13 protein-coding genes are annotated in these 22,939 nt (G+C 73.2%); 6 read left to right on the top strand and 7 right to left on the bottom strand.

Going from position 1 to position 22,939, the window contains the following annotated elements; all coding sequences use genetic code 11:
- The first annotated feature begins 51 nt into the window (after window positions 1-51).
- The 4 genes from ABZ573_RS12500 to ABZ573_RS12485 all read left to right on the top strand — a co-directional run bounded on the left by ABZ573_RS12500 (window position 52) and on the right by ABZ573_RS12485 (window position 7,236).
- Window positions 52-1,758, top strand: a complete 1,707-nt coding sequence (locus tag ABZ573_RS12500) for a DUF4127 family protein (RefSeq protein ID WP_358117937.1) — start codon at window positions 52-54, stop codon at window positions 1,756-1,758.
- Entirely contained in the window at window positions 1,755-3,368 is a 1,614-nt protein-coding gene (locus ABZ573_RS12495) for a hypothetical protein (RefSeq protein WP_358117934.1), read from the top strand. The genes ABZ573_RS12500 and ABZ573_RS12495 overlap by 4 nt, the downstream gene beginning before the upstream one ends.
- Window positions 3,369-3,399: 31 nt before the next feature.
- Window positions 3,400-5,862 carry a DUF4127 family protein gene (locus tag ABZ573_RS12490; RefSeq protein WP_358117931.1) on the top strand — a complete coding sequence of 821 codons (2,463 nt, stop codon included), beginning with the start codon at window positions 3,400-3,402 and terminating at the stop codon, window positions 5,860-5,862.
- 321 nt (window positions 5,863-6,183) lie between these two features.
- Window positions 6,184-7,236 carry a LacI family DNA-binding transcriptional regulator gene (locus ABZ573_RS12485; RefSeq protein WP_358117928.1) on the top strand — a complete coding sequence of 351 codons (1,053 nt, stop codon included), beginning with the start codon at window positions 6,184-6,186 and terminating at the stop codon, window positions 7,234-7,236.
- 25 nt (window positions 7,237-7,261) lie between these two features.
- Here ABZ573_RS12485 and ABZ573_RS12480 read toward each other — a convergent pair whose 3' ends face one another.
- The 7 genes from ABZ573_RS12480 to ABZ573_RS12450 all read right to left on the bottom strand — a co-directional run bounded on the left by ABZ573_RS12480 (window position 7,262) and on the right by ABZ573_RS12450 (window position 19,672).
- A complete protein-coding gene (locus ABZ573_RS12480; RefSeq protein ID WP_358117925.1) occupies window positions 7,262-8,896 on the bottom strand; it encodes a fucose isomerase in 1,635 nt (544 codons plus the stop codon).
- Window positions 8,893-10,425, bottom strand: coding sequence for an FGGY family carbohydrate kinase (locus ABZ573_RS12475; protein ID WP_358117922.1), 1,533 nt, complete (start codon window positions 10,423-10,425; stop codon window positions 8,893-8,895). Before ABZ573_RS12475 ends, ABZ573_RS12480 begins: the two co-directional genes overlap by 4 nt.
- A gap of 63 nt (window positions 10,426-10,488) precedes the next feature.
- Window positions 10,489-11,490: a substrate-binding domain-containing protein gene (locus ABZ573_RS12470; protein WP_151454158.1), complete on the bottom strand. Its 1,002-nt coding sequence runs from the start codon at window positions 11,488-11,490 to the stop codon at window positions 10,489-10,491.
- Window positions 11,491-11,516: 26 nt separating this feature from the next.
- Window positions 11,517-12,599 carry an ABC transporter permease gene (locus tag ABZ573_RS12465; RefSeq protein ID WP_327028258.1) on the bottom strand — a complete coding sequence of 361 codons (1,083 nt, stop codon included), beginning with the start codon at window positions 12,597-12,599 and terminating at the stop codon, window positions 11,517-11,519.
- Window positions 12,596-14,152, bottom strand: coding sequence for a sugar ABC transporter ATP-binding protein (locus ABZ573_RS12460; RefSeq protein ID WP_358117918.1), 1,557 nt, complete (start codon window positions 14,150-14,152; stop codon window positions 12,596-12,598). The genes ABZ573_RS12465 and ABZ573_RS12460 overlap by 4 nt, the downstream gene beginning before the upstream one ends.
- A gap of 121 nt (window positions 14,153-14,273) precedes the next feature.
- Window positions 14,274-16,397 carry a family 43 glycosylhydrolase gene (locus ABZ573_RS12455; RefSeq protein WP_358117915.1) on the bottom strand — a complete coding sequence of 708 codons (2,124 nt, stop codon included), beginning with the start codon at window positions 16,395-16,397 and terminating at the stop codon, window positions 14,274-14,276.
- Complete coding sequence (locus tag ABZ573_RS12450; RefSeq protein WP_358117913.1) at window positions 16,397-19,672, bottom strand: DUF2961 domain-containing protein; 3,276 nt, start codon at window positions 19,670-19,672, stop codon at window positions 16,397-16,399. The genes ABZ573_RS12455 and ABZ573_RS12450 overlap by 1 nt, the downstream gene beginning before the upstream one ends.
- A 295-nt stretch (window positions 19,673-19,967) precedes the next feature.
- On the opposite strand from ABZ573_RS12450, the gene ABZ573_RS12445 reads away from it, so the two are divergent.
- Both ABZ573_RS12445 and ABZ573_RS12440 read left to right on the top strand, forming a co-directional pair.
- Window positions 19,968-21,419: a VCBS repeat-containing protein gene (locus tag ABZ573_RS12445; protein WP_358117911.1), complete on the top strand. Its 1,452-nt coding sequence runs from the start codon at window positions 19,968-19,970 to the stop codon at window positions 21,417-21,419.
- Between the two features lie 20 nt (window positions 21,420-21,439).
- On the top strand, window positions 21,440-22,939 hold a 1,500-nt coding region (locus ABZ573_RS12440), incomplete at its 3' end, for an N-acetylmuramoyl-L-alanine amidase (protein WP_358117909.1).

Here is a 22,939-nt window from a genome sequence, read left to right as displayed (position 1 = left end):
CTCTCGCTGATCCAAGACTCAGCGCATCCCCCGGCAACGCGAGGAGCCGACATGCCTGATCACGCCCTGTCCCGCCGTGGCCTTCTCCGGGCCGCCGGCCTCACCGGCCTCGCCGGCACCGGCCTCACCGCCCTCGGTCCGCCGGCGCACGCCCGACCGAAGACCCCGCGGCTCGGCACGATCGCCCTGGTCCCGCTCGACGACCGGCCCTACACCTGGTACGCCCCGCAACAGATCGCCACCGGCGCCGGCTACGACACCCTCCTGCCACCTCGGGAGACCCTGGGGCGGCACTTCGCCCCCGGCGACGGCCGCGCCGTCGGCCAGTGGCTCACCTCGTCCACCACGCAGGCGGACGCGCTGGTCGTCGCCCTACCGATGCTCGCCTACGGTGGACTGCTCAACTCCCGCAACAGCTCCGTGCCGGAGGCCGAGGCGTTCGCCCGGCTGGCGGCGGTACGGACCGTCCGACAGCGCCGCCCACACCGGCGGCTCTACGCCTTCGACACCATCATGCGGCTCACCCCCGAGGGGCCGTGGCGCAACGAGCTGCGGGCCTGGGCCACGGTGAAGGACGAGGTCGACAACCTCGGAATGGTGGAGAAGCGCCCGCAGCTCGACGCGCTGGAGTCCCAGATCCCGGTCGACGTGCGCGACGACTACCTGGCCACCCGGGCGCGCAACCACCGGATCAACCTGACGATGATCGAATGGGCGGCCGAAGGGATCTTCGACTTCCTCGTGGTGGGCCAGGACGACGCCACCGGCCACGGCCTGCACCGACCCGAGTCCCAGGCGCTCGCCGCCCGCATCGCCGAACTCGGCGTCGGCGACCGGGTGGTGATCTACCCGGGCGCCGACGTGGTGGCCGCCCTGCTCATTGCCAAGATCGCCGTAAGGGACGCCGACGTGCGCCCCCGGGTCAGCGTCGAGTACTCCCGGGTGCCTGGCGAGGAGTGGACCGCGCCCTACCAGAACATCCCGTACGCCCAGCTCGTCAAGGGCTACGTCGACATCCTCGGCGGGACGGTCGTGGACCGGCCGGAGCAGGCCGACCTGGTCCTGATGGCCAACACGGGCGGCAGTTCCGCGTCGGTGGCGCCGTTCGCCGACCGCCTGGTGGCCCACGTCCGGGCCGGACGCCTCGTGGCCCTCGGCGACGACGCCATCGCCGGGCACTCCGACCGGCGGCTGCTGTCCCTGCTCAACGGCCGGATCCGGTACGTCGAGCTGGCCGGCTACTCCGGCTGGAACATCGGCATCAGCCTCGCCCAGGCGACGTCCCGCTGGGCTCTGCGGCAACGCTCGCTCCGCGGTGACCTGCCGCCCGGCGCGCCCCGCACCGTCGGTGAGCCGGTCCTGGCCGCCCGGCGGGCACTCCTGCACGACGCGGCCCGAGCCACCATCGAGTTGTCCATCTCGGAACTGGTGCAGACCGACTCGTACCGCGCCTCGAACGTCCGCACCGCCACCACCGCCTACGCGTCCGCGCTGGGTGAGCCGGACCCGCAGAACATCGCCACCCACTTCGCCGAGATCAACGCCTATGCGGTCGACAACACCGTCCCGCACGCGGAGAAGCTGTTCGCCGACGAGTTCGCCGGGGCCACGCTCGCCCTCGGCAGCGACGGACGGGCGCCGGTGACCGCCCGCGTGGACCGGCTCGACGCCTGGCACCTCTACCTGCCCTGGAACCGCACCGGCGAGATCGCCGCCGAGCCCCGGATCGTCCTGACCCCGGATCGGGGACGACGGTGAGGGCGCGGGCGGCCGCGCTGCTGGCCGCGCTCGTCGTCGCCGCCGCGACGCCGGTCCCGACCGCCCCGGCCGTCGCCGCCACCCCGGTCCCGCTCGTCGACAGCTACTTCGACTGGCTGGTGGCCTCACACGACGGGGTCCGCAACGGGTTGCGCCGGGACATCGAACACGTCCACGGCGACCAGCTGGCGATCGCCGGCAAGACCTGCACCACGGCGAGCCCGTGCACGATCGGCGGGCCGCGGCAGAGCACCGCCGCCTGCACCTCGCTCCAGTTCATCTCGGTCTACCTCGACCAGCGGGCGGCGTACGAGCAGCGGTCCCTGTCGAGCGTGGAGACCGGGCTCGTCGACGAGTTCGCCGGCGCGGTGCTCGCCCACCGGCTCGCCAAGGACCCGAACGCGCCGAAGATCTTCGACGACGCGGTGGCGAGCACCCCGGACGGCCAGCTCCGCTACTTCACCTCGTTCGGCAACGCGGCGTGCGGAGAGGCGCTGCTGGCCGCCCACCAGGCGACCGGCACCGCCGGGTACCTCGACGCGGCCGTCGGCATCGGCGAGTTCCTGCTCCGGATGCAGGACCCACGCGCCTACTACCTGACCTACGGCGTGCATCCGTTCGTCGACGCACTCGGCCAGCCCACCACCCCGCCGGGCGGCTACGTCGACCAGATCTCCAGCTGGAGCAACCTCTACTCGACGATCTCCACCTGGAACCTCACCGCGATCGCGTTCATGCAGCGGTTGCAGACGGCCGTCGCGCCGCCGGACAACCGGTACGGCCAGTCGGCCGCCACCGCCCGGCAGTTCCTCACCACGGGACTACAGCTCGGCGCGGACTGGTACACCTTCGACTTCGACTCCCCCGCCACCAGCCAGAACCGCGTGGTGGCGCAGAGCGCGTACCGCGCGGACTGCCGCGACAACCGGTGGCACCGCAAGGGCTCCTGCACCTACACCGACGGCCGGATCGCCGGCGGGACCCTGGGCACCGACATGATCGAGTACGGGCTGGCCGGACTCTACGACCACGAACGCCAGCTCAACGGCGCCAGTTCCGCGGCTGCCGCCGTGACGACCCTCTACACCACGTACACCAGCCTCCCGGGCTGGCACACCGCCTCGGCCAGCGACCCGCTCGACTGCGTCGACGACACCGCGTCCGGGGCCGTGGACCCGTACTACCCACCGGACAACCAGGGTGCGACGCCGACGGGTGACGCCCGCGACTACGACCCGCACCTGTCCTTCGGTGGCTTCTTCCGCCTCACCCCGCCCAATGAGAACGCCGAGGCGAAGTACTACGACATCGTCGGCTTCGGCATCCTCGCCGAGCTGCGCGAGGAGCTGGTGCCGGCCAAGTTCGCCGCCGGCTACCAACGGTTGCAGCAGGCCGACCGGCAGGACGCGCTCTACGCCCTGCTCGACCGTTCGCTGGCCGCGATGTTCCTGCCCACCCGCGACGCCGACGACCTCGACGGTGACAGCGACACGACCGAACACCTGTGCAAGGGCACCCGGGGCACCCTCCCGGTCGCCCACAACGGCCTCGGCATCCTCAAGGCCGTCGGGTACGCCGGCACCCGTGACCGCGCCACCGATCCCCGATGACCTCGTCCACCACCATGACGAAAGTGAACCGATGCGTCGCACCAGACGACTGACACCTCGAACCCTCAGCGTGATCGCCGCCGCCGCGGTGGCCCTCACCTTCGCGGTCGCCCCGGCGGGGACCCCTGCCGCAGCCGCCGCGCCGCCGGCCAACCTGGGCCGGCTCGCCGTCGTACCGCTGGACGACCGGCCGTTCACCGCGCACACGCCCGTCGCGGTCGCCGAGGCCGGCGGACACGAGGCGCTCACACCCCCGAAGGACCTGCTCGGCGAGTACTTCACCTACGGCCAGGCCGACGCGGTCGGCGCCTGGTGGCGCAAGGCCGCCGCCGACGCGGACGGCTCGGTCGTCGCGGCCCCGATGCTCGCCTACGGCGGCCTGGTCGCCTCCCGGACCTGCCAGACCAGCCTGGCCGACGCCCGGCGGCGGCTCGCCGTGCTGGACGAGGTGAAGCGGAGCAACCCCGACAAGCCGCTGTACGCGTTCGACGTGATCATGCGCCTCACCATCGAGCCGACCAGCAGCTACCCGGGCATCCACTCCGGTCCCATCCGCCGCTGGGCCGTCCTGATGGACCAGGTGGAGAACCTCGGGCAGGAGGAGCGCCGGGCCGAGTACGAGCAGGTCGCCAGCGAGATCCCCGAGGAGATCAAGTCGGACTTCCTCTGTGCCCGGGCCCGGGACCACCAGATCAACCGGGACATGATCGAACGGGTCGCCAAGGGCACCATCGACTACCTGATCCTCGGCCAGGACGACGCCACCGAGCACGGCCCGCACCGCCTGGAAAAGGCGGGCCTGGCCGCGCTCACGGCCCAGCTCGGGGTCCAGGACCGGGTCAGGATCTACCCGGGCGCCGACATCCTCGGCGCGCTGCTGGTCGCCAAGCACGTCACCGAACGGCTCGGCGCCGCCCCGACGGTCGACGTCGAGTGGTCCCGCACCCCGGGCGAGCAGTGGGTGGCGCCCTACCAGGACGTCCCCTACGCCACCCTGGTCGACGAGTACGTGCGTACCCTCGGCGCCCGTCCCTCGGACGGTCCCGACGCCGACATCCTGCTGATGGCGAACACCGCCGGGGGCGGAAACCTGGAGCCCTTCGCCGACCGGATCCACGACGCGGTGGCCCGGGGCCGGCTCGTCGCGGTCGGCGACGACGCGCTGGCCGGCAAGGTGGATGCCGAGCTGCGGTCGCTGCTCGCCCCCCGGATCCGGTTCGGGGAGCTCGCCGGCTGGTCCGGCTGGAACATCGGTCTGTCGATCTCCCAGTCGGTGGTCCGCGCGGCGCTGTTGCAGGCGAGCCGGACCGGACGCCTGCCCAATTTCCCGGGCCGGTCGAAGGGGATCCCCTTCCAGCAGGCGCGCCAGGCCATCCTGCTGAACGCCGCCGCCGCGCACGTCGAGTTGACGCTGCAGGAGCTGGCCCACACCGACGTCTACCGCAACCAGGTGCTCAGCCAGGTCCAGGCGTACGCCCGGGACAACGGCGACGATCCGCAGTACATGACGAAGGTGTTCGAGGGCGCCAACCAGCTCGCGGTGCAGCGGACCAGGGCGCTGGCCGACCAGCTCTTCGCCGACGAGTTCGCCGGCACCCCCCTCCGCGCCGGCAACGACGGCCGGCACGAGGTGACGGCGGTCGTGCACCGGCTGACGTCCTGGCAGATGACGCTGGCCTGGTCGCGCTACCAGGAGCTGGAGGCCTTCCCCACGCTCGCCCTGAGCACGGCCCCCACCGATCGCGGTGCGCTGCTCACCGTCTCGGCCCTGCCCCTGCGCACCACGGTCCGGCCGGACTCGGACGTGGACACCCGGATCACCGCGGTGCTCCGCAACGACGTCGGCACGCCGGTGACGGCACAGCTCAGCGCCGTCGTACCTGAGGGGTGGGTGGCCCTGGCGCCGACCGAGGTGCGCCTCGCGCCGTTCGCGGTGGTGGAGGTTCCGTTGACCGTGGGGGTACGCGGGCTCGCGGCCGAGCAGAGCGCCACCGTCAGGGTCGACGCCGCGCACGGCGTACTGCCGGACCAGCCCCGACAGTTCACCGCGAGCGCCACCACGACCGTCGGTGCGGTGTGGCGCAACGTGGCACTGGCCGCCGAGGGCGCGAAGGCCAGCGCGTCGGGCTGGTGGCGGCAGTACGTGCCGGCGCACGTGATCGACGGCAACCGGGTCAGCTCCGGTAGCCGCTGGATCACCGACCCGGCCGACAGCCACTGGCTGCGGGTCGACTTCGCCGGTGCGGAACTGGTCGACACCGTGCGGCTGCACCAGTACGGCGGGTACGAGCTGACGTCGTACCGGATCTCCGGCCTGGTCGACGGCACCTGGCGGGTGCTCGACGAGGTCACCGGGAACACGACCCAGGTCACCACGCACACCTTCACGCCGGTCCGCGCGACCGCCGTGCGCCTCGACGTCCTCGCCAGCCGGGACCGGCAGGCCCGGCTCTACGAGATCGAGGTGACCTGCCGCGCCGCCTCCTGCGGCTGACGCCGACACCGCCGAGGCGGCGTCGACACCACCGCTGCGTCCAGGTCCGGTCACTGGGTGGCCTCCCGCCCCCGGCGACCGGACCGGCCGGCGGTGCGCGCGCCGCCGGCCGGTGTGGCGCAGCGCCGTACGCGGCAGGCGGACGACGCTGCGTCGCGGGGCGCGGCCACGACGCGCAGAAGAAATCGATTCCCTGCCATATAGGATCTCAGGGCCGACCACTCTCGGGCGGCGGGCCGCAACGGACGGTGGTGCTCGTGCGGTCGCATCCGGGGGGTCCGGTGCGGGACCGGGCGCGAGACACCGACAGGGGACGACCGCATGACGACCATCTACGACGTGGCCCGGGTGGCCGAGGTCTCGGCGTCGACGGTGTCCCGGGTGCTCAACGGGCACTCGTCGGTGGATCCGGACCTGGCCGCGCGGGTACGCCAGGTGGTGCTCGACCTGGACTACCGGCCCAACGCGGTGGCCCGCAGCCTGCGCCGGCAACGCACCAGTCTCTGGGCGGTGATCATCTCCGACATCGGCAACCCGTTCTTCACCTCGCTGGTGCGCGGCATCGAGGACGTGGCGCAGGAGGCGGGCTTCTCCGTGGTCCTGTGCAACGGCGACGAGGATCCCGAGAAGGAGACCCGCTACGTGACGGCGGCCCTGGCCGAGCGGATGGCCGGCGTGATCATCTCGCCGTCGGGACGACCGGCCCTGATCAACCGGCTCACCGAGGCCGGGATGCCGGTCGTGGCCATCGACCGGCAGCCGCACGGGGTGGCCGTGGACACCGTGCTCGTGGACAACGTCCACGGCGCCGAGACGGCCACCGCCCACCTGATCGACAGCGGCTACCGCCGGATCGCCTGCGTCACGGGACCGCGGCGGATCTCCACCGCCGTCCAGCGGTTACGCGGATACCAGCAGGCCCTTCGCGCGGCCGGCCGGAGCGTGCCGGAGGACCTGGTCCGGTACGCCGACTTCCGGGAGGACGGCGGCTACCAGGCCATGGCGTCCCTGCTGAACGCCGCCGAGCCGCCGGACGCGGTCTTCGTCACCAACAACCTGATGACGGTGGGCGCGGTGGAGTGCCTGGTCGACAGGGGCGTCGCCGTGCCCACCCGGTGCGGCGTGGTCGGGTTCGACGACATCCCCTGGGCCCACCTGGTGCGGCCCTCGCTGAGCACCGTCGCGCAGCCCACGTACGACCTGGGGCGGGCCGCGGCGTCGCTGCTCACCGAGCGGATCGCCAACCCCGCGAAGGCGTCCTCGACCGTCACCCTGCGCACGACCCTGCGGGTCCGCGAGAGTTCGGTCCGGTCCCTGCCCCCGCCCGACGGACAGCCCGCCTCCGGCGCGGGTGGGCCCGCCCGGGCCCGGTGAGCCGGCGGCGGGCCACCCGGACGGGTCATAGCGCCACGTCGCCGCACAGGTGCACCCGCACCCCCAACGCGTCGAGCATCGCGGCCTTGACCCGCAGGGCACGGTCGGCGGCGTCGGCGTCGTCGGCGTAGACCACGTTGACGTGGTTGGCCTTGTGCCGGGCCATCAACTGGTCGCGGCCCACGCCGTGCAGCACGGCGTGCATGATCGGCCACTGCGGGGTGGTGGCCCGCAGCCGACGCCGCGTCTCGGCGGCCGGCAGCTCGACCACGGTGCCCCGGCCCAGGTCGGCGTGCAGCACCCCGTCCATGATGAAGATCCGCGACCAGACGATCTCGCCCGGCCGGGAGACGCCGCTGAGGGTGCCGCCGCCCAGCGGGAAGTACATCGGCGGCTGCCGCATGCTGTACGACCGGTCGTAGCCGCCGTTGTGGGACGCGGGCACCGAGCCGGAGATCTCGAACACCCAGACGAAGTCCGTCCCGTACGACTCCCCCCAGCGGATGTCGTGCAGGGTGGTGGCCGGGTCCATCCCCATTGCGGTCCAGATCCGGTTGGTGACCAGCGAGTCCACCGCGACGCCCTCGTCGACCTCGTTGAAGTGCGGCAGGGCCTGTCCCGCGTAGAGCTCGCGTGTGCCGTCCCGGCTGGTGACCGGCGGCCGGGACACGTCGTTGAGCAGCCCCTCGGCCAGGTCGCTCGCCGGCACCGTGTCCTTGAGCCCCTGCTGGTACTGGATGCCGACCGCGTCCAGGCCGAAGTCGTCGGCGATGCGCAGCGCGGCGACGTACATCTTGAACTGGCTGTGCAGTTGGGCGTCGGTCAGTTCGGTGGCCTCGTCCGTGCCGGTGTGGAAGGTCATCCCGGCGGCGTCGAGCCAGGCCCGCACCGCGTGCGCCTCCTCGTCGCTCACCCGCGACATCTCCGCCACCAGCGCGCTCTGCGACAGCCGCTCCTTGTAGACGCCGAGCGGGTTGAGCAGCTCGTCGTCGATGATCGCGTTGTACATGCCCATGCAGCCCTCGTCGAAGACGCCGACGACGGCCGGCCGGCGTCGCAACTGGCGGGCCAGCGCCACGCCGAGCGCGACCTCGGGATCGGGCGGCAACGGCGGCAGGTCCCGCACGTGGCTCTCGTCGTGGACCACCTCGCCGGTCTCCAGCCAGGCCTTCAGCCCGTCGCGCGCCCACTCGTCGGTGAAGTCCTCGCTCCACAGCGCCGAGTACCGCACGCCCGCCTTGGTGAGGCTGCCGGCGAGGTTCAGCAGGCCGACCAGGCCGGGGAACTCCCCGCTCCAGTTCGCCACGAGCAGGATCGGGCCGCGGTGGGCACGCAGCCCGGCCAGCACGTGGTGGCTGTACTGCCACACCGCCTCCACGACGACGAGCGGGGCGTCGACCGGGATCCCCTGGAAGACCTCGATGCCGGCGCGCTGGCTGTCGATGAAGCCGTGGCCCGCGCCGGCGTCCACCGGATGGGCCCGCCGGGTCTGCCAGCCCAGGGCGGTCACCGCGTCGGCGAGGTCCGCCTCCAGGCGTTGCTGGGTCGGCCAACCGGTGACGTTCGCGGCCGGCCGCAGGTCGCCGCTGGCGACCGTGTAGACCGTCCGGGGGGCGGCGGCCGGCGGGTCGACCAGCACCGGCATGGTGTAGTTGCTCACGGGTTGACTTCCTCCACTGGCTCGTCGGTACCTGGCTGGGGCGGGGTCGCGAGGCGCGTCTGCCGGGCGGCCAACACGTGGGCGACGGATTTCGAGCCGGCGTAGAGCTGCCGGTAGAGCCCGTACAGCTCCGCGTAGTCGGCGGCGAGCGCCGGGCGCGGCTCCCGGACCTCCCGGATCGGGTTCCACCGGTGGATGTCGACCCGCTGCACCGCGCCGGCGGCGAGGAACGCGGCGCCGTAGCTCGCGCCGATGGTGACCGACGGGATGTGCTGTGCCCGGCCGGTGACGTCCGAGACGATCTGCGTCCAGAGGTCGCCCCGGGTGCCGCCGCCCACCGCCACGACGCGGCGGATGTCGCCGCCGGCCGCCTCGATGGTCTCGATGTTGTGGCGCACGGCCAGCCCGGTCGCCTCCAGCGCCGCCCGGTAGATGTCGCCGCGCCCGTGGGAGAGCGTCAGGCCGGCGATGACGCCCCGGGCGTCGGGATCGAGGATGGGGGTCCGCTCGCCGGCGAAGAACGGCAGCATGAGCAGGCCACGCGCGCCCGGCCCGGAGCGCTCGGCCAGGCGCAGCAGCTCGGGGTAGTCGGCGGCGTCGAACAGCTCCCGCAGCCATCCGGTGATCGCCCCGGAGGTCGCCATGCCGCCGGCCAGGTTGCGGGTGCCCGGCAGCGCGCCGACCGTGCCCCACAGCGCCGGGCTGGTCAGCGGGTGCGGCACCGTGTGCACGAGGAACATCGTGGTGCCGTACATGAGCATCAGGTCGCCGACGCCCTGGGCGCCCACGCTGACCGCCTCCGACCAGGCGTCGATCGTCCCGGTCACGACCGGGGTGCCCGGCGGCAGCCCGGTGGTCGCGGCGGCCCCGGCGGTGACCGCACCCGCCACGTCGCCGGGCCACCGCAGCTCGGGCAGCTCCAGCCCCGGGGCGATCTCGTCGGCCCAGGGGCGGTACCAGGTCTGCGCCGCGCTGTCGTACAGCGGCGTGCACTGGCTGGCCGAGTGCTGGTCGAGCAGGTACCGGCCGGTCAGCTGCCAGACCAGCCAGGAGCTCGGCATGAACAGCCGCCGGGCCCGGGCGAACAGCTCCGGCTCGGCGTCGGCGACCCAGGCGACCTTCGCCCCCGCCGCCTGGGTCGACAGCGTCGAGCCACACCGGCGCAGGATCTCGTCCGCGCCGAAGCGCTCGGTCAGCCGGGCGATCTGCGGCGTGGACCGGGTGTCGACGCCGTAGAGGACGGCCGGGCGCAGGGGCGTGCCGGCGGCGTCGGTGAGCAGCACGCACGGCCCCATCCCGCTGACCCCGACCGACACCACGTGGACGTCGCCGGGGGCCAACAGCTCACGGGTGAGGGCGACGAACTCGTCCCACCAGACGCGGCCGTCCATCTCCACCCAGCCGGGTCGCGGCCGGTCCACCCGGTGCTCCCGGACGCGGGAGCGCAGCACGCGCCCGGCCAGGTCGACGAGGACGCCCTTGCTGCTGGACGTGCCGATGTCGACCCCGAGCACCGCGGCCACCGTCATGCCAGGTCTCCTCCGCTCTTCCAGGTCCGGGTCGTGGCCCGCCGGGCCGCGCCGGCCCGGCGGTCAGGCGACGCCACCGAGCTTCGCGTACGTCTCGGCGGCGTTCTCCTTCGTGACGCGCATCGTGTCGAGGGTGGTGGTACGCGGAACGTCCTCGGCGCAGTCGACCAGGATCCGGCGGGCCAGGTCGACGGCCTCCCGGCCACCCGTGGCGTACTGGAAGGTCGCCGCCAGCCGGCCCTGCTCGACGGCCTTGATCCCGCCCGACGGCACCGGCAGGGCGTCGATGCCGGTGAACTTCACCTTCGTGTGCAGCCCGGCCGCCTTCGCGGCCAGGTACGCGCCCTCGGCCATCGGGTCGTTGTGGGCGTACACGGCGGCGGCGTCGGGGTGGGCCTTGAGCAGCGCGTCGGCCACCGACTGGCCCTTCTCCCGCAGCCAGTCCCCCGGCTGGGAGGCGACGACCTCGATCTTCGGGTTGGCCGCGATGCCCTCCCGGAAGCCCTGGGCGCGTTCGGCCGCCGGCGTGGAGCCGGGCAGCCCGGCGATCTCGATGACCTTGCCGCCGGCGGGCAGCAGCGTGGTGGCGTAGAACTCGCCGGCCGCCCTGCCGATGGCGACGTTGTCCCCGCCGATGAAGGCCGTGTACGCCTCGCCCTCCACCTTGCGGTCGAGCACGATCACCGGGACCCCCCGGTCGTACGCCTTGCGCACCACCGCGGTCAGCGGCTTGGCCTCGTTCGGCGAGATGACCAGCAGGTCGATCTTCTGGGTGAGGAAGTTCTCCACGTCGGCGACCTGCTTGCTGTTGTCCTGCGCCGCGTCGGCGACCACCACGGTGAACCCGGGGACGGACTTCGCCGCCGTCTGCACGTCGTTGTTCATGACCTGCCGGTAGGGCTCGGCGTTGTTGGCCTGCGACATGCCGATGAGGAAGTCCTTGCCGGCGCCGCACTTCGCGGCCGTGGCGTCGCCGCCGTCGGACGGCTTCTCCACGCTGCACGCGGTGGAGGTGACGAGCGCGCCGGTGCACAGCAGCGCGAGAAGGACGGTACGGGTGCGCATGATGACGCTCCTTGTTCGGTGGCGGTTCAGACGATGCTGCGGCGGAGCTTCTGCAGCCCGGCGGCGGCCACGATCACCAGCCCTTTGATCAGTAGCTGCACGTTGGCGTCGATGTTGTTGAGCGCGAGGATGTTGTTGAGGATGCCGAGCAGCAGCGCCCCGGCGAGGGTGCCGCCCATCGAGCCGGTGCCCCCGGCGAGGCTGGTGCCGCCGATGACCACGGCGGCGATGGCGTCGAGTTCGTAGCCGGCGCCGTCGTTGGGGCTGCCCTGGTTGAGCTGTCCGGCGTGGATGATCCCGGCGACTGCGGCGAGCAGGCCCGCGATCGCGAAGACCGCGACCTTGACCCGCAGCACGGGCACGCCCGAGAGGCGGGCGGCCTTCTCGTTGCCGCCGATGGCGTAGACGTGGCGGGCGAACGCGGTCTTGCGCAGCACGACGATCGCGGCCACCCCGATGCCGATGAACAGCACGGCCGGGACGGGCAGCACCCCGTTGATCGTGCCGTTGAGGATCTCGAACGCGGGGGGCGCCTCCTGCGGGCCGTCGCCGTAGGCGATCGGGATGCCGAGCCCGCCCGACCAGATCCGGGCGAGGCCGCGCGCGACCTGGAGTCCCGCGAGGGTGACGATGAACGACTGGATGCCGAGCCGGGCTGTCGCGTAGCCCTGCAACGCGCCGAAGAGGGCGCCGATCAGCAGCACGACGGTGACGGCGGGCAGGATGCCGAGCCCGGAGTCGACCATCAGCGTCGCGGTGCCGACGGCGGAGAGGCCGAGGATGGCGCCGACGGAGAGGTCGATGCCGCCGAGCAGGACGACGAACGTCATGCCGATGGCGATGATCCCGATCTCGGACACCGCGCGGACGATGTTGCCGAGGTTCTCCGTGGAGAGGAAGAGGATCTCACCGTCGCGGCGGGGCGAGACGGCGATGGCCAGCACGAACACCAGCAGCAGCGCGAAGAGGCTCTGCACGGCGAAGAGCCGCTCGACGAGGTCGCCCCGGCCGCCGGCCCAACGCCACCGGCCGGCGCCGGCCGCCGGGTCGCCGCCGGCCGGCGCCAGTGGCGTGCCGGGCCCCTTGTCCGGTGCGCGCAGGTGGGTCATCGGTCGTCCCCTCCGGCGGCCGTGCCGCCCATGGCCGCGGTCAGGATGTCCTCGCCGGTGCACCCGTCGGCCGCGAGTTCCGCGACGGCCCGTCCGCGCCGCAGGACCACGATCCGGTCGCAGACGCCGGTCAGCTCGGGCAGCTCCGACGAGGCGAGCAGGATGCCCATCCCGTCGTCGGCGAGCCGGCGCAGCAGCCGGTAGATCTCCGCCTTGGCGCCGACGTCGACGCCCCGGGTCGGCTCGTCGAGCAGCAGCAGGCGGGGGCGGGTGAGCAGGTGCCGGGCGAAGACGACCTTCTGCTGGTTGCCGCCGGAGAGCGAGCCGACCGGCGCGGCCGCGGACGACGTCTTGATCGCCAGGGCGGCGACCTGCTGGCGTACCGCGTCCCGCTCGCGTCCGGCGCGGACGACCCCGGCGGTGCTGACCCGGCGCAGGGCGGCCAGGACGATGCTGCGGCCGACGGGGTGCTCGAGCACCAGGGCGGAGCGGCGGCGGTCCTCCGGCACGAAGCCGACGCCGGCGCGCAGGGCGGCGCGGGGGCCGCGCGGGGCGTACGGGCGGCCGGCCAGCCGGATCTGGCCGCTGCGGCGACCGGGCGGGCCGGCGCCGTACAGGGTCTCCAGCAGTTCGGTGCGGCCCGCCCCCATCAGGCCGGCCAGGCCGACGATCTCCCCGGCGCGCACGGTCAGGCTGACGCCGGCGGGTTCGCAGCGTCCGGGCCGGGTGCCCCGGGGCCGTACGGCGAGGTCGTCGACCTCCAGCACCGGGGGCCCCGCGGGGCGGGCGGGCCCGGCGGATCCCGTGCTGAACAGCGCCTCGGCGGGGCGGCCGACCATCAGCGTGATGATCCGCTGCCGGTCGGCGCGGTCCGGGCGCAGCGTGCCGGCCACCTCGCCGTTGCGCAGGACGGTGGCCCGGTCGGCGATGTGCTCGATCTCCTCGAGGCGATGGGAGATGTAGACGACGGCCACGCCGCGCTCGCGCAGCGCGCGGATGGTGGACATCAGCCGCCGCACCTCGGCGTCGGCGAGCGCGGCGGTCGGTTCGTCCATGACGAGGACGCGGGCGTCGAGGGAGAGCGCCTTGGCGATCTCGACGAGCTGCTGCTCGCCGACGCGCAGCGAACCGACGGGCCGGCGCGGATCGATCCGGGCGCCGAGCGGGCCCAGCCAGTCCTGGGCGGCGCGGGCCATCGCCCGCCGGTCGAGCGTCCGCAGCCTGGTGCGCGGTTCCCGGCCGAGCACCAGGTTCTCGGCCACGGAGAGCGCCGGCACCAGGTCGAGTTCCTGGTGGATCGTGGCGATGCCGGCGGCCTGGGCGGCTGCCGGGCCGGCGAAGCGCACGGGCTGGCCGCCGATCGAGATCTCCCCGCCGTGGTCGGTGACGACGCCGGACAGGATGTTGATCAGGGTCGACTTCCCGGCCCCGTTCTCCCCCAGCAGGGCGTGGACCTCGCCGGCGCGCAGGGTGAGATCCACGCCGCGCAGGGCGTGGACGCCGCCGAAGCGCTTGGTGATGCCCGACATGGCGACGGTCACCTGGTCGCTCACGCGGGCCTCCGGGGAGATCGGAAATCGATTTCTGGCAACATAGACGGACGTCGAAGTGATGTCAACGCCCCCGGTGCGGGCCGGGCCGCCGCCCCGCCGCCCGACCCGCACCGGCGGCCCCTCAGGGCACCGCGTTGACCGCCGCGTGCACGGTCTCGGCGAACGCGGTGTCCCGCCCCACCCCGCTGGCGGCGAACCGCCACGTCCCGCCCGGGTACGACCCCGGCGGCCACGCGGCGCCCCCGTTGCGCCACAGCGGCTGCCAGGCCGCCATCGCGTGGCCGGCGTCGTACCAGGTGTTGTCGCCGCGCCACGCCGAGGCCCAGCGGTGGGCGGCCACAAGGGACAGATTCGCGCCGGAGGTCATCGACCACGTCGGCATCCCCGGCACGTCCCCCGTCGGCCGGGCCGCCACGGCGGGATCCCCGACCGCCGGCAGGGCACCGTCGACGTTGAACGCCACCTCCCACACCGGCGCCGTCGTCTGGCCGGTCACCGACCAGGTGACGTCGCTCTGCAGCGCCGGCCCGGTCCAGCGGGGCGCCACGGTCAGCAGCCAGTCGGCGGTGACCGGCTCGTCGCCCATCCGCATGCCGACCAGGTTGATCCGGGAACCGTCGGCGGAGACGTCCACCCTTGCCGGCGGGCCCGCCCGGTCCGTGACGTCGAAGCGGCCGACCGACAGGTAGGGACCGGTGCCCCGGTGCGACGAGTCCAACGCCGGCCGGTACGCCCCCGCGCCGGCCGGGTCGACCGCCAGGGACGCGATCCGGGTGTGCGGCCAGGTGCGCACGTCGGCGCGCAGGAAACCGGTGCTCACCTGGTAGCCGCGGGCGACCACCTGGGTGGACCAGGTCAGCGGGGCGAGCCACAGCCCGCCCTGGCCCCAGCCGGCGTGGCTCAGGTACCAGTTCTCCCCGTCGACCACGACCTCGGCGGCGTGCGCGTCGAGTACGGTCACCTTCTCCGCCCCCTCGAAGCGCAGGGGGTCGCGGCTGCGGTAGACGGCGGTGCGCCGGTACGCCGCGCCGTAGTCGGTGCCGTCGCAGCAGACGAAGAGGTACCACCAGTCCCCCCGGCGCACCACGAACGGCGACTCCGTCTGACCGGCGGCCCGGCCGGTGTGCGGCGACGCGTACGCCACACCACGCCCGCTCCACGTCCGCAGGTCGGTGCTGGTGCGGTACGCGACCACGTGGTTGCCGCCCTGCGGGTTCGAGGTCGCCGTGTAGTACATGACCCAGCGGTCACCGACCCGGGTCACCATCGGGTCACGCGCCTCCCAGCCGTCGCTGAACAGCGGGTTGGCGGGGCTGCGGGTCCAGGTGGACAGGTCGGTCGAGGTGGCCAGGTGCATCCGGTAGTTCGCGTAGTCGGGGCTGCCGGCCGCGTAGAACATGTAGTAGGTGCCCTGGTCGTGGACGACGTGGGGCGCCCAGATCCACTGTTCGCCCCTCGACGGGTCGGCCGTCAACGCCGGTGGCCGCTTCGTCCACGGCCCGGTGGGGGTGGGCGCCGTGGCGTGGCCGAAGCTCTTCTCGTCCTGCGGCGCGCCGGGCTCGGCGTGGGTGATGGCGAAGGCGTGCCACAGCCCGGTCCGCTGGTCGCGCACGATCGTGTGGTCGTTGTAGTACCACGCTGTCGGCTCCCCCACGCCCGGGTCGTAGACCCGGGTCAGCGGCCCCCGCGCCGGCGTCTCGGCCACCGTCTCGTACGCCGTCGTGGTGACCGCCGCCAGCGGGCCGACGCGGCGCAGGGTGAGCGTGTCCAGGCCCGCGAAGAACCCCGTCGAGGAGGCGGAGCGGCCGGTCACCGTCACCGTCAGCCGGTGGCTGCCGGCGGTGAGCGAGGCCGATCCCAGCGGTACGGCCTCGACGCGCCGCACGGTCGGGGCGTAGCCGTCGAAGAGCTGACCGACGGCCACCCCGTCGACGGCGAAGCGCAGGGTGCCGTAGTCGGCGGCGCGGGTGAGCACGGCGCCGATGTCGTACTGCCCGGCCGGCACCGGCGGCAGCGACACGGTGACCGAGTCCCCCGCCCGGGCGGCACGCAGCCAGAGTTGGCGGCCCGCCGACCAGGCGATCCCGCAGCAGTTGGCCTGCGCCTCGACCGGGGCGGTCGACGAGAGCACCGTCAGCGACTCCGCCTCGGCCCGTACGACGTCCTCGGCGGCGGCCGGCGTGGCCGGGACGGCCAGCAGGGCGGCGCCGAGCAGGAGCACCGCGAGCATCCGGGGCGCGCGCATCACGACACGCTCGGGCGGGGCAGGTCGGTGCCGGGCGCGAACTGGTCGTGCCACCTGACGCCCGGGCCGAAGCCGCCGCCGGTCGACAGCGCCACGTACGTGTCCGCACCGGTTCCCCGCGTGTACGTCACGAGGTCCGCCCTTCCGTCGCCGTTGAAGTCGCCGATGCCGGGCAGTTCGTCGCCCACCGCGAACCAGTCGTGCCACCTGCCGGCCTGCGCGCCGAAGCGCGTGCCGTCGGAGAGCGCCACGAACACGTCGCCGGTGGTCCCCCGGGTGAACGTCACCACGTCGTCACGCCCGTCGCCGTCGACGTCGCCCAGCGCCGGCAGCTGGTCGCCGAGCGCGAGCGAGTCGTGCCACTTCCAGCCGTCCTCGACGAACCGCGTCCCGTCGGAGCGGGAGACGAACACGTCGCCGGTGGCGCCCCGGGTGAACGTCACGATGTCGTCGCGCCCGTCGCCGTCGACGTCGCCCACCGCCGGCAGCTCGTCGCCGAGCGCGAAGTGGTCGTGCCACTTGACGCCGGGGCCGAAGCCGCTGCCGGTCGACAGCGCCACGTACACGTCGGCGGCGGCGCCCCGGGTGAAGGTGATGATGTCGGTGCGCCCGTCGCCGTTGACGTCGCCGACGGCGGGAATCTCCGTACCCGTGGCGAAGAAGTCGTGCCACTTGGCCCCGGCGGCGTACGTCGTGCCGGTGGAGAGCCCCACGTAGACGTCGGCGCTGTCGCCCCGGGTGAAGGTGATGACGTCGGCCCGACCGTCGCCGTCGACGTCGCCGGTGAACGGGAGCTCCTCGCCGACGGCGAAGAAGTCGTTCCACCTCCGGCCGTCCGGCACGAACCGGGTGCCGTCCGACACCGACGTGGTCACGTCGGCGGTGGCGCCCCGGGTGAACGCCACGGCGTCGTCGCGGCGGTCGCCGTTGGCGTCGCTGGTGTTGCGGGTGCGGGTGGTGGCCGACACCTCGGCCGAGGGCGCGGAGGCGTTGCCGGCGCCGTCGACCGCGACGACCCGGTAGTGGCGGGTCTGTCCGGCCGGCAGCGGGCCGTGCCGGAAGGTGGTCGTCCGGGTCGTGCCGACCAGGTTGGCGGGGGTGGTCGCGACGTTGGGATTGCGCGAGGCGTAGACCCGGTAGCCGGCGACGCCCACGTCGTCCGGCGACGCCGACCAGGACAGGCCGAGGGCGTGCACCCGACCGCCGGCCAGGCCGAGCCCGGTGACCGCGCCCGGCGCGGTGACGTCGAGGAACGGGGGAACCATGCTGTCGGCCTCGTAGCGGGCCGCCGTCCAGGCCGGTGCGCCGGCCGCCGGGGTGAGGGTGACGGTGACCGTCGCGCGGCCGGCGGTCAGCGCGGGCGGGAGGACGAACTCGTCGGCCAGCCAGCGCTGCCGGTCGTTGCCCAGCGGTTGCCGCCACACGCCGGCCGGGCGGCCGTCGACCGACACGGCGACCTGTTGGTACGCGCCGGCCTGGTCACCGTGCCGGCGCAGCCGTACGCCCTGGTTGGCGGGGTCCACGGCGAGCCGGAAGCTGGCGGCGCCGCCCGTGGCGCGCACCTGGCCCGCGACGGGAGCGTTGTCGTCGTCGCCCTCGTACGCGGCGGTCAGCGGGTACTGGGTCCCGGAGTCGGTGTAGGCGTGCCCGGCGCGGCTGGCGGCGTCGCCGGTGACCAGCGTGTCGGTGCGGCGCAGGGCCACGGTCGGCTGGGTGTAGAGGAAGGCGGTCGAGGCGTAGTTCGCCGGCATGTCGTTGGCGGGGCCGTGCTCGATGCCGAAACGGAGCCCCGTGGCGTAGGGCACCGCGTCGCCGATCATCAGCCGGTACATGGCGTCGCACTCGTCGGCACAGCCGCCGGAGCGCAGCAGGTGGGCGGTGTTGCCGGTGAAGACGCCGCTGTACTCGCCGCGGTTGAAGTACCAACCGGACTCGTAGAAGTCCTCGGTGCCGGTGCCGTAGATCTGCGGCGTGGGCGAGCCGTCGACGTGGACGCGCTCGTCGCCCTCCAGGTAGTTGCGGGTGTTGCCGCCGATGATGTGGCCGCGGGCGGTCTGGGACACGCCGACGAACCGTCCCCGGCCGGCCTGGTCGGCGACGATCCAGTCGCCGCCCCCGACCGTCTCCGCGCGGCGCGACTGGGTGGTGAAGTAGCCGGCGGCGCCGTCGGGGGCGAGGGCGCCGGTCCAGGCGGTGCCCGGCGCGGTGGTCACCTCCGCCTGGACGCCGGCGACGGGGGCGCCGGTGGTGTTGGCGACCGAGATCGTCGCGGTGGAGCGGAAGGGCATCGGCCACCAGGCGCTGTACCAGCCGCCGGGTGCGGAGTCCATGGCGAACATCAGCGAGCGTACGGAGCGCTCGCCGAGTCCGGCGCCGAAGAACTCGCCCACCGGGCTGTCGACCGTGGCGCGCCCGTCGAAGGCGATCCGCAGCCGCAGGCCCGACAGCGTCGAGGCGGTGGCCGCCGCGTCGGGCAGCCGCAGCCGCAGCGCCGTGACCGCGGCGGGGCCGGTGAGCGTGGCGAGTGTCGCCTGCCCGCCCGCCGGGACGTCGACCCGGGCGGTCCTGGTGCTCGCGCCGGGCTGGCTCGGCTTCGGGTCGCGTTGGCCGGCGGCGCGCAGCCTGTCCACCACGTCGGTGGCGGGGTCGGTGGGGTCGAACGTGGACACCCCGACCGCGTCGGCGAACGTGCGGTAGGTGACGTGGTGGAAGAGCGGGTTGGACTGGGTGGTGATCCGCATGGACTCGCGGTAGGGCATGGGGACCTTGACGGTGACCCCGCCGGAGGTCTGGTCGGCGTTGGTGACCAGCGGGAACACGAACGGGTGGCCGAGGCCACCGTCGACGAGGCGCTGGAGGCTGGTGTCGACCACCGTGACGCCGTCGAGTTCGACGCGGATCCAGCCGGTGGCGCTGACGTTGCCGTCGTCGCGGGTGAACCAGATCGACTGCACCTCGCCGGCTCCGCGGTCCTCGGCGATGACGCAGCCGCCGGCCTGGCGAAGGCACGAGTAGGTGCCGACGAAGCCGTCGTCGTTGGAGCCGTCCCGGGCGAAGCTGGAGAACTGCCGGGTCCGGCTGCCGGCTGCCAGCTCGGGCAGCCGGTCGAGGCGGCGGTAGACGTCCCAGCCGACCGGGCCCTTGTCGTCGACGACGGCGAGCGCCCCGACACCGCGCGGGACCGGGGCGGGCTCGGCGGCGTGCGCCGCCGCCGGGGGGATCATGGTCGCCAGCGCCGCGGCCAGAGCCAGCCAGCGGCGGAGGTGGGGCTTCATGGATGTCCCTCCAGGATGACCGTCGGAGCCGCGAGAAATCGATTGCTCGGGAGTTAACCGGGGGGCATCGCGAGATGTCAATACTTTACCGCCACCGCTCAGTTGCCGAAGGAAGATTCCAGGACGCATTGACAGCCGTCGGGGTCCTGGCGATACTCCTCGGCAATCGATTTCCCACCGACGGGGAGGTGTCGACGCGGCGACGCACCCGTCAGCCCGGGCGGCCCTCCTGGCGGCAGCGCGCCTCCGTGGCGGAACCGCTCGCCGCACCGCTGACACCCCTCAGAGGAGCATCGTGAGACGTACTCCCCTCGCCCTGCTGGTCGGCCTCTGCACCGCGCTGGCGTCGGTCGTGGCGACCGCGCCGGCGCAGGCCGACGCCCCGATCGGCACGCTGGCCTGTACCTCGATCCCCGCCAACCACGACCCCGCGATCAGCGTGATCGTCTACCGGGTCGCCCGCGCCCACAACGTCAACGACAAGGTCATGCTCTCCGCGTTCGAGGCCGGCTGGGTCGAGTCGCACATGAACAACCTGCCGTGCGGCGACAAGTCCTCGCTCGGGGTGTTCCAGCAACGGTGGGACTACGGCTGGGGCACGCCGGAGCAGATCATGGACCCGGTCTACGCCACCACCCAGTACGTCACCCGCGCGATCGTCTGCGACCGCAACAACCCCCGCTACAGCGCCGGCCAGGTCGCCCAGTGCGTGCAGCGCTCCGGCTTCCCCGACCGCTACGACCAGGTGGCGACGAAGGCGCGGACCCTGCTCGACGAGGCGGCACGGACCCACGCCATCGCCGGCGGATCCGCCACCGACGTCAGCGGCGACGGACGCGACGACATCGTCAGCTTCACCCAGAACGCGCTCGCCGACGTCTACGTCAGCACCTCCACGGGCGCGGGCTTCGCCGGGACCTCGGTGAAGTGGAACGACTTCTTCTCCATCGGCGGCGAGACCGCCTCGACCGGCGACGTCGACGGCGACGGACGCGACGACGTCGTCACCTTCGCGCACGGCAACACCGGCGACGTGTACGTGGCGCTGTCGAACGGCACCAGCTTCGGCGGCGGCCAGAAGTGGCACGAGTGGTTCGCCCCCGGCGCGGAGATCGGCGCGGTCGGCGACGTCAACGGCGACGGCCGCGCCGACATCGTCGCCTTCACCCACAACGCGGCCGGCGACGTCTACGTGGCGCTGTCCACCGGATCCTCGTTCGCCGGCACCGCCGTGAAGTGGCACGAGTACTTCTCCATCGCCGGCGAGTACCCCGCCCTCGGCGACGTCAACGGCGACGGCCGCGACGACATCATCACCTTCACCCAGGGCCCCAACACCGCCTCCGACGTCATCGTCGCCCTCTCCACCGGCAGCGCCTTCGGCGCGCCCCAGAAGTGGCACGACCTCTTCGCCGTCGACACCGAACTCCCCCGCGTCGGCGACATCAACGGCGACGGACGCGACGACATCGTCACCTTCACCTGCAACACCAACGCCGACGTCTACGCCGCCACCTCCACCGGCACCTCGTTCGCCGGCACCACCGTCAAGTGGCACGACTTCTTCTGCCTCGCCGGCGAGTTCCCCTACCTCGCCGACGTCAACGGCGACGGCAAGGACGACATCGTCGTCTTCACCAAGGGCGCCACCAACGACGTCCACGTCGCGCTCTCCACCGGCACCACCTTCGGCGCCAGCGCCAAGTGGCACGACTTCTTCGGCCTGAACGGCGAGACCACCCTGTGAACCGCGGACGGGAGACCACCATGAGACCCGACAGACTCTCCTGGCGCGGGGGTGCCGCCGTCGTCCTCGCGGCGGCGCTGCTGAGCCCCGTCGCGCCGGCCGCCGCCGCGCCGGCCGCCGCCGCGCCGGCCAGGCCCGCCGGTCCGCTCGACACGGCCTTCACGCGGGCGGCCGGCGAGTTCGACGTACCCAGGGACCTGCTGGTCGCCGTCGGCTACGGCGAGACCCGGCTCGACGGACACGAGGGGCAGCCCAGCCAGGCCAACGGCTACGGCGTCATGCACCTGGTCAGCAACCCCCGCCAGCGCACGCTGGAACGGGCGGCCGCACTGACCGGGCAACCGGTGGCCGCCCTGAAGTCGGTGACCTCGGCCAACATCAGGGGCGGCGCGGCCCTCCTGCGGGACATCGCCGACGCCGAGCGGCTCACGGCCGCCGACCGGGACCGGATCTCCGCCTGGTACCCGGTGGTCGCGCGGTACGCGCACGCCGCCGACGACGCGACGGCCCGCCTGTACGCCGACCACGTCTACGACCTCCTGCGGGCCGGCATCACCGCGCCCTCCGCGCGGGTCACGCCCCAGCGGGTGCAGCCGGAACTCGGCCGGTACGCCCGCGTCGCCCCCGCCGGGGTGGCGGCACCGGGTGCCCTCGCCGCAGCAGTGCCGGAGTACGCGCCGGCCCGGTGGATCTCGGCGTACGGCGGCAACTACGCGGCGGGTCGCTCCTCGCGGATCACCACTGTCGTGGTGCACGTGACCCAGGGCTCGTACGCCGGCACGGTGAGCTGGTTCCAGAACCCGTCGGCGGGAGTGAGCGCCCACTACGTGGTGAAGTCGAGCAACGGCGAGATCACCCAGATGGTGCGCGAGGGCGACACCGCCTACCACGCGCGGTCGGCCAACCCGTACTCGGTGGGCATCGAGCACGAGGGCTTCGTCGACAACCCGAGCTGGTTCACCGAGTCCATGTACCGCTCGTCTGCCGCGCTGACCCGCTATCTCTGCGACAAGTACGGCCTGCCGAAGAACCGTACCGCGATCAAGGGGCACCACGAGCTGCCGGGCAACGACCACACCGACCCGGGTCCGCACTGGAACTGGAACCACTACATCTCCCTGGTCAACGCGGGTGGCGGGTCCGGTGGCCGGTATCTGGCGGGTTCGCCCACGGACTTCACCGGCGACGGACGCGACGACATCGTCGCCTTCACCCAGGGCACCCTCAACGACGTCTACGTCTCCACCTCCACCGGCACCAACTTCGCCGGCACCTCCAACAAATGGAACGACTTCTTCGGCCTCAACGGCGAAACCCTGCTCACCGGAGACTTCAACGGCGACAACCGCGACGACATCGTCACCTTCACCCACGGCACCCTCGCCGACGTCCACGTCTCACTCTCCACCGGCACCACCTTCAGCCCCAGCACCAAATGGCACGACTGGTTCGCCCCCCACAACGAAGTCGCCGCAGTCGGCGACGTCAACGGCGACGGCAAAGACGACATCATCACCTTC

The sequence above is a fragment of the Micromonospora sp. NPDC007220 genome (assembly GCF_040634035.1).
GTDB lineage: Bacteria > Actinomycetota > Actinomycetes > Mycobacteriales > Micromonosporaceae > Micromonospora > Micromonospora reichwaldensis.
The sequence above is the reverse complement of the archived record's forward strand: the minus strand, read 5'-3'. Positions and strand labels throughout refer to the sequence as shown.

Coding starts and splice junctions, on each gene's coding strand:
- ABZ573_RS12500 (WP_358117937.1), top strand. CDS start 52: ATGCCTGATCACGCCCTGTCCCGCCGTGGCCTTCTCCGGGCCGCCGGC.
- ABZ573_RS12490 (WP_358117931.1), top strand. CDS start 3,400: ATGCGTCGCACCAGACGACTGACACCTCGAACCCTCAGCGTGATCGCC.
- ABZ573_RS12485 (WP_358117928.1), top strand. CDS start 6,184: ATGACGACCATCTACGACGTGGCCCGGGTGGCCGAGGTCTCGGCGTCG.
- ABZ573_RS12475 (WP_358117922.1), bottom strand. CDS start 10,425: ATGACGGTGGCCGCGGTGCTCGGGGTCGACATCGGCACGTCCAGCAGC.
- ABZ573_RS12470 (WP_151454158.1), bottom strand. CDS start 11,490: ATGCGCACCCGTACCGTCCTTCTCGCGCTGCTGTGCACCGGCGCGCTC.
- ABZ573_RS12465 (WP_327028258.1), bottom strand. CDS start 12,599: ATGACCCACCTGCGCGCACCGGACAAGGGGCCCGGCACGCCACTGGCG.
- ABZ573_RS12455 (WP_358117915.1), bottom strand. CDS start 16,397: ATGCGCGCGCCCCGGATGCTCGCGGTGCTCCTGCTCGGCGCCGCCCTG.
- ABZ573_RS12450 (WP_358117913.1), bottom strand. CDS start 19,672: ATGAAGCCCCACCTCCGCCGCTGGCTGGCTCTGGCCGCGGCGCTGGCG.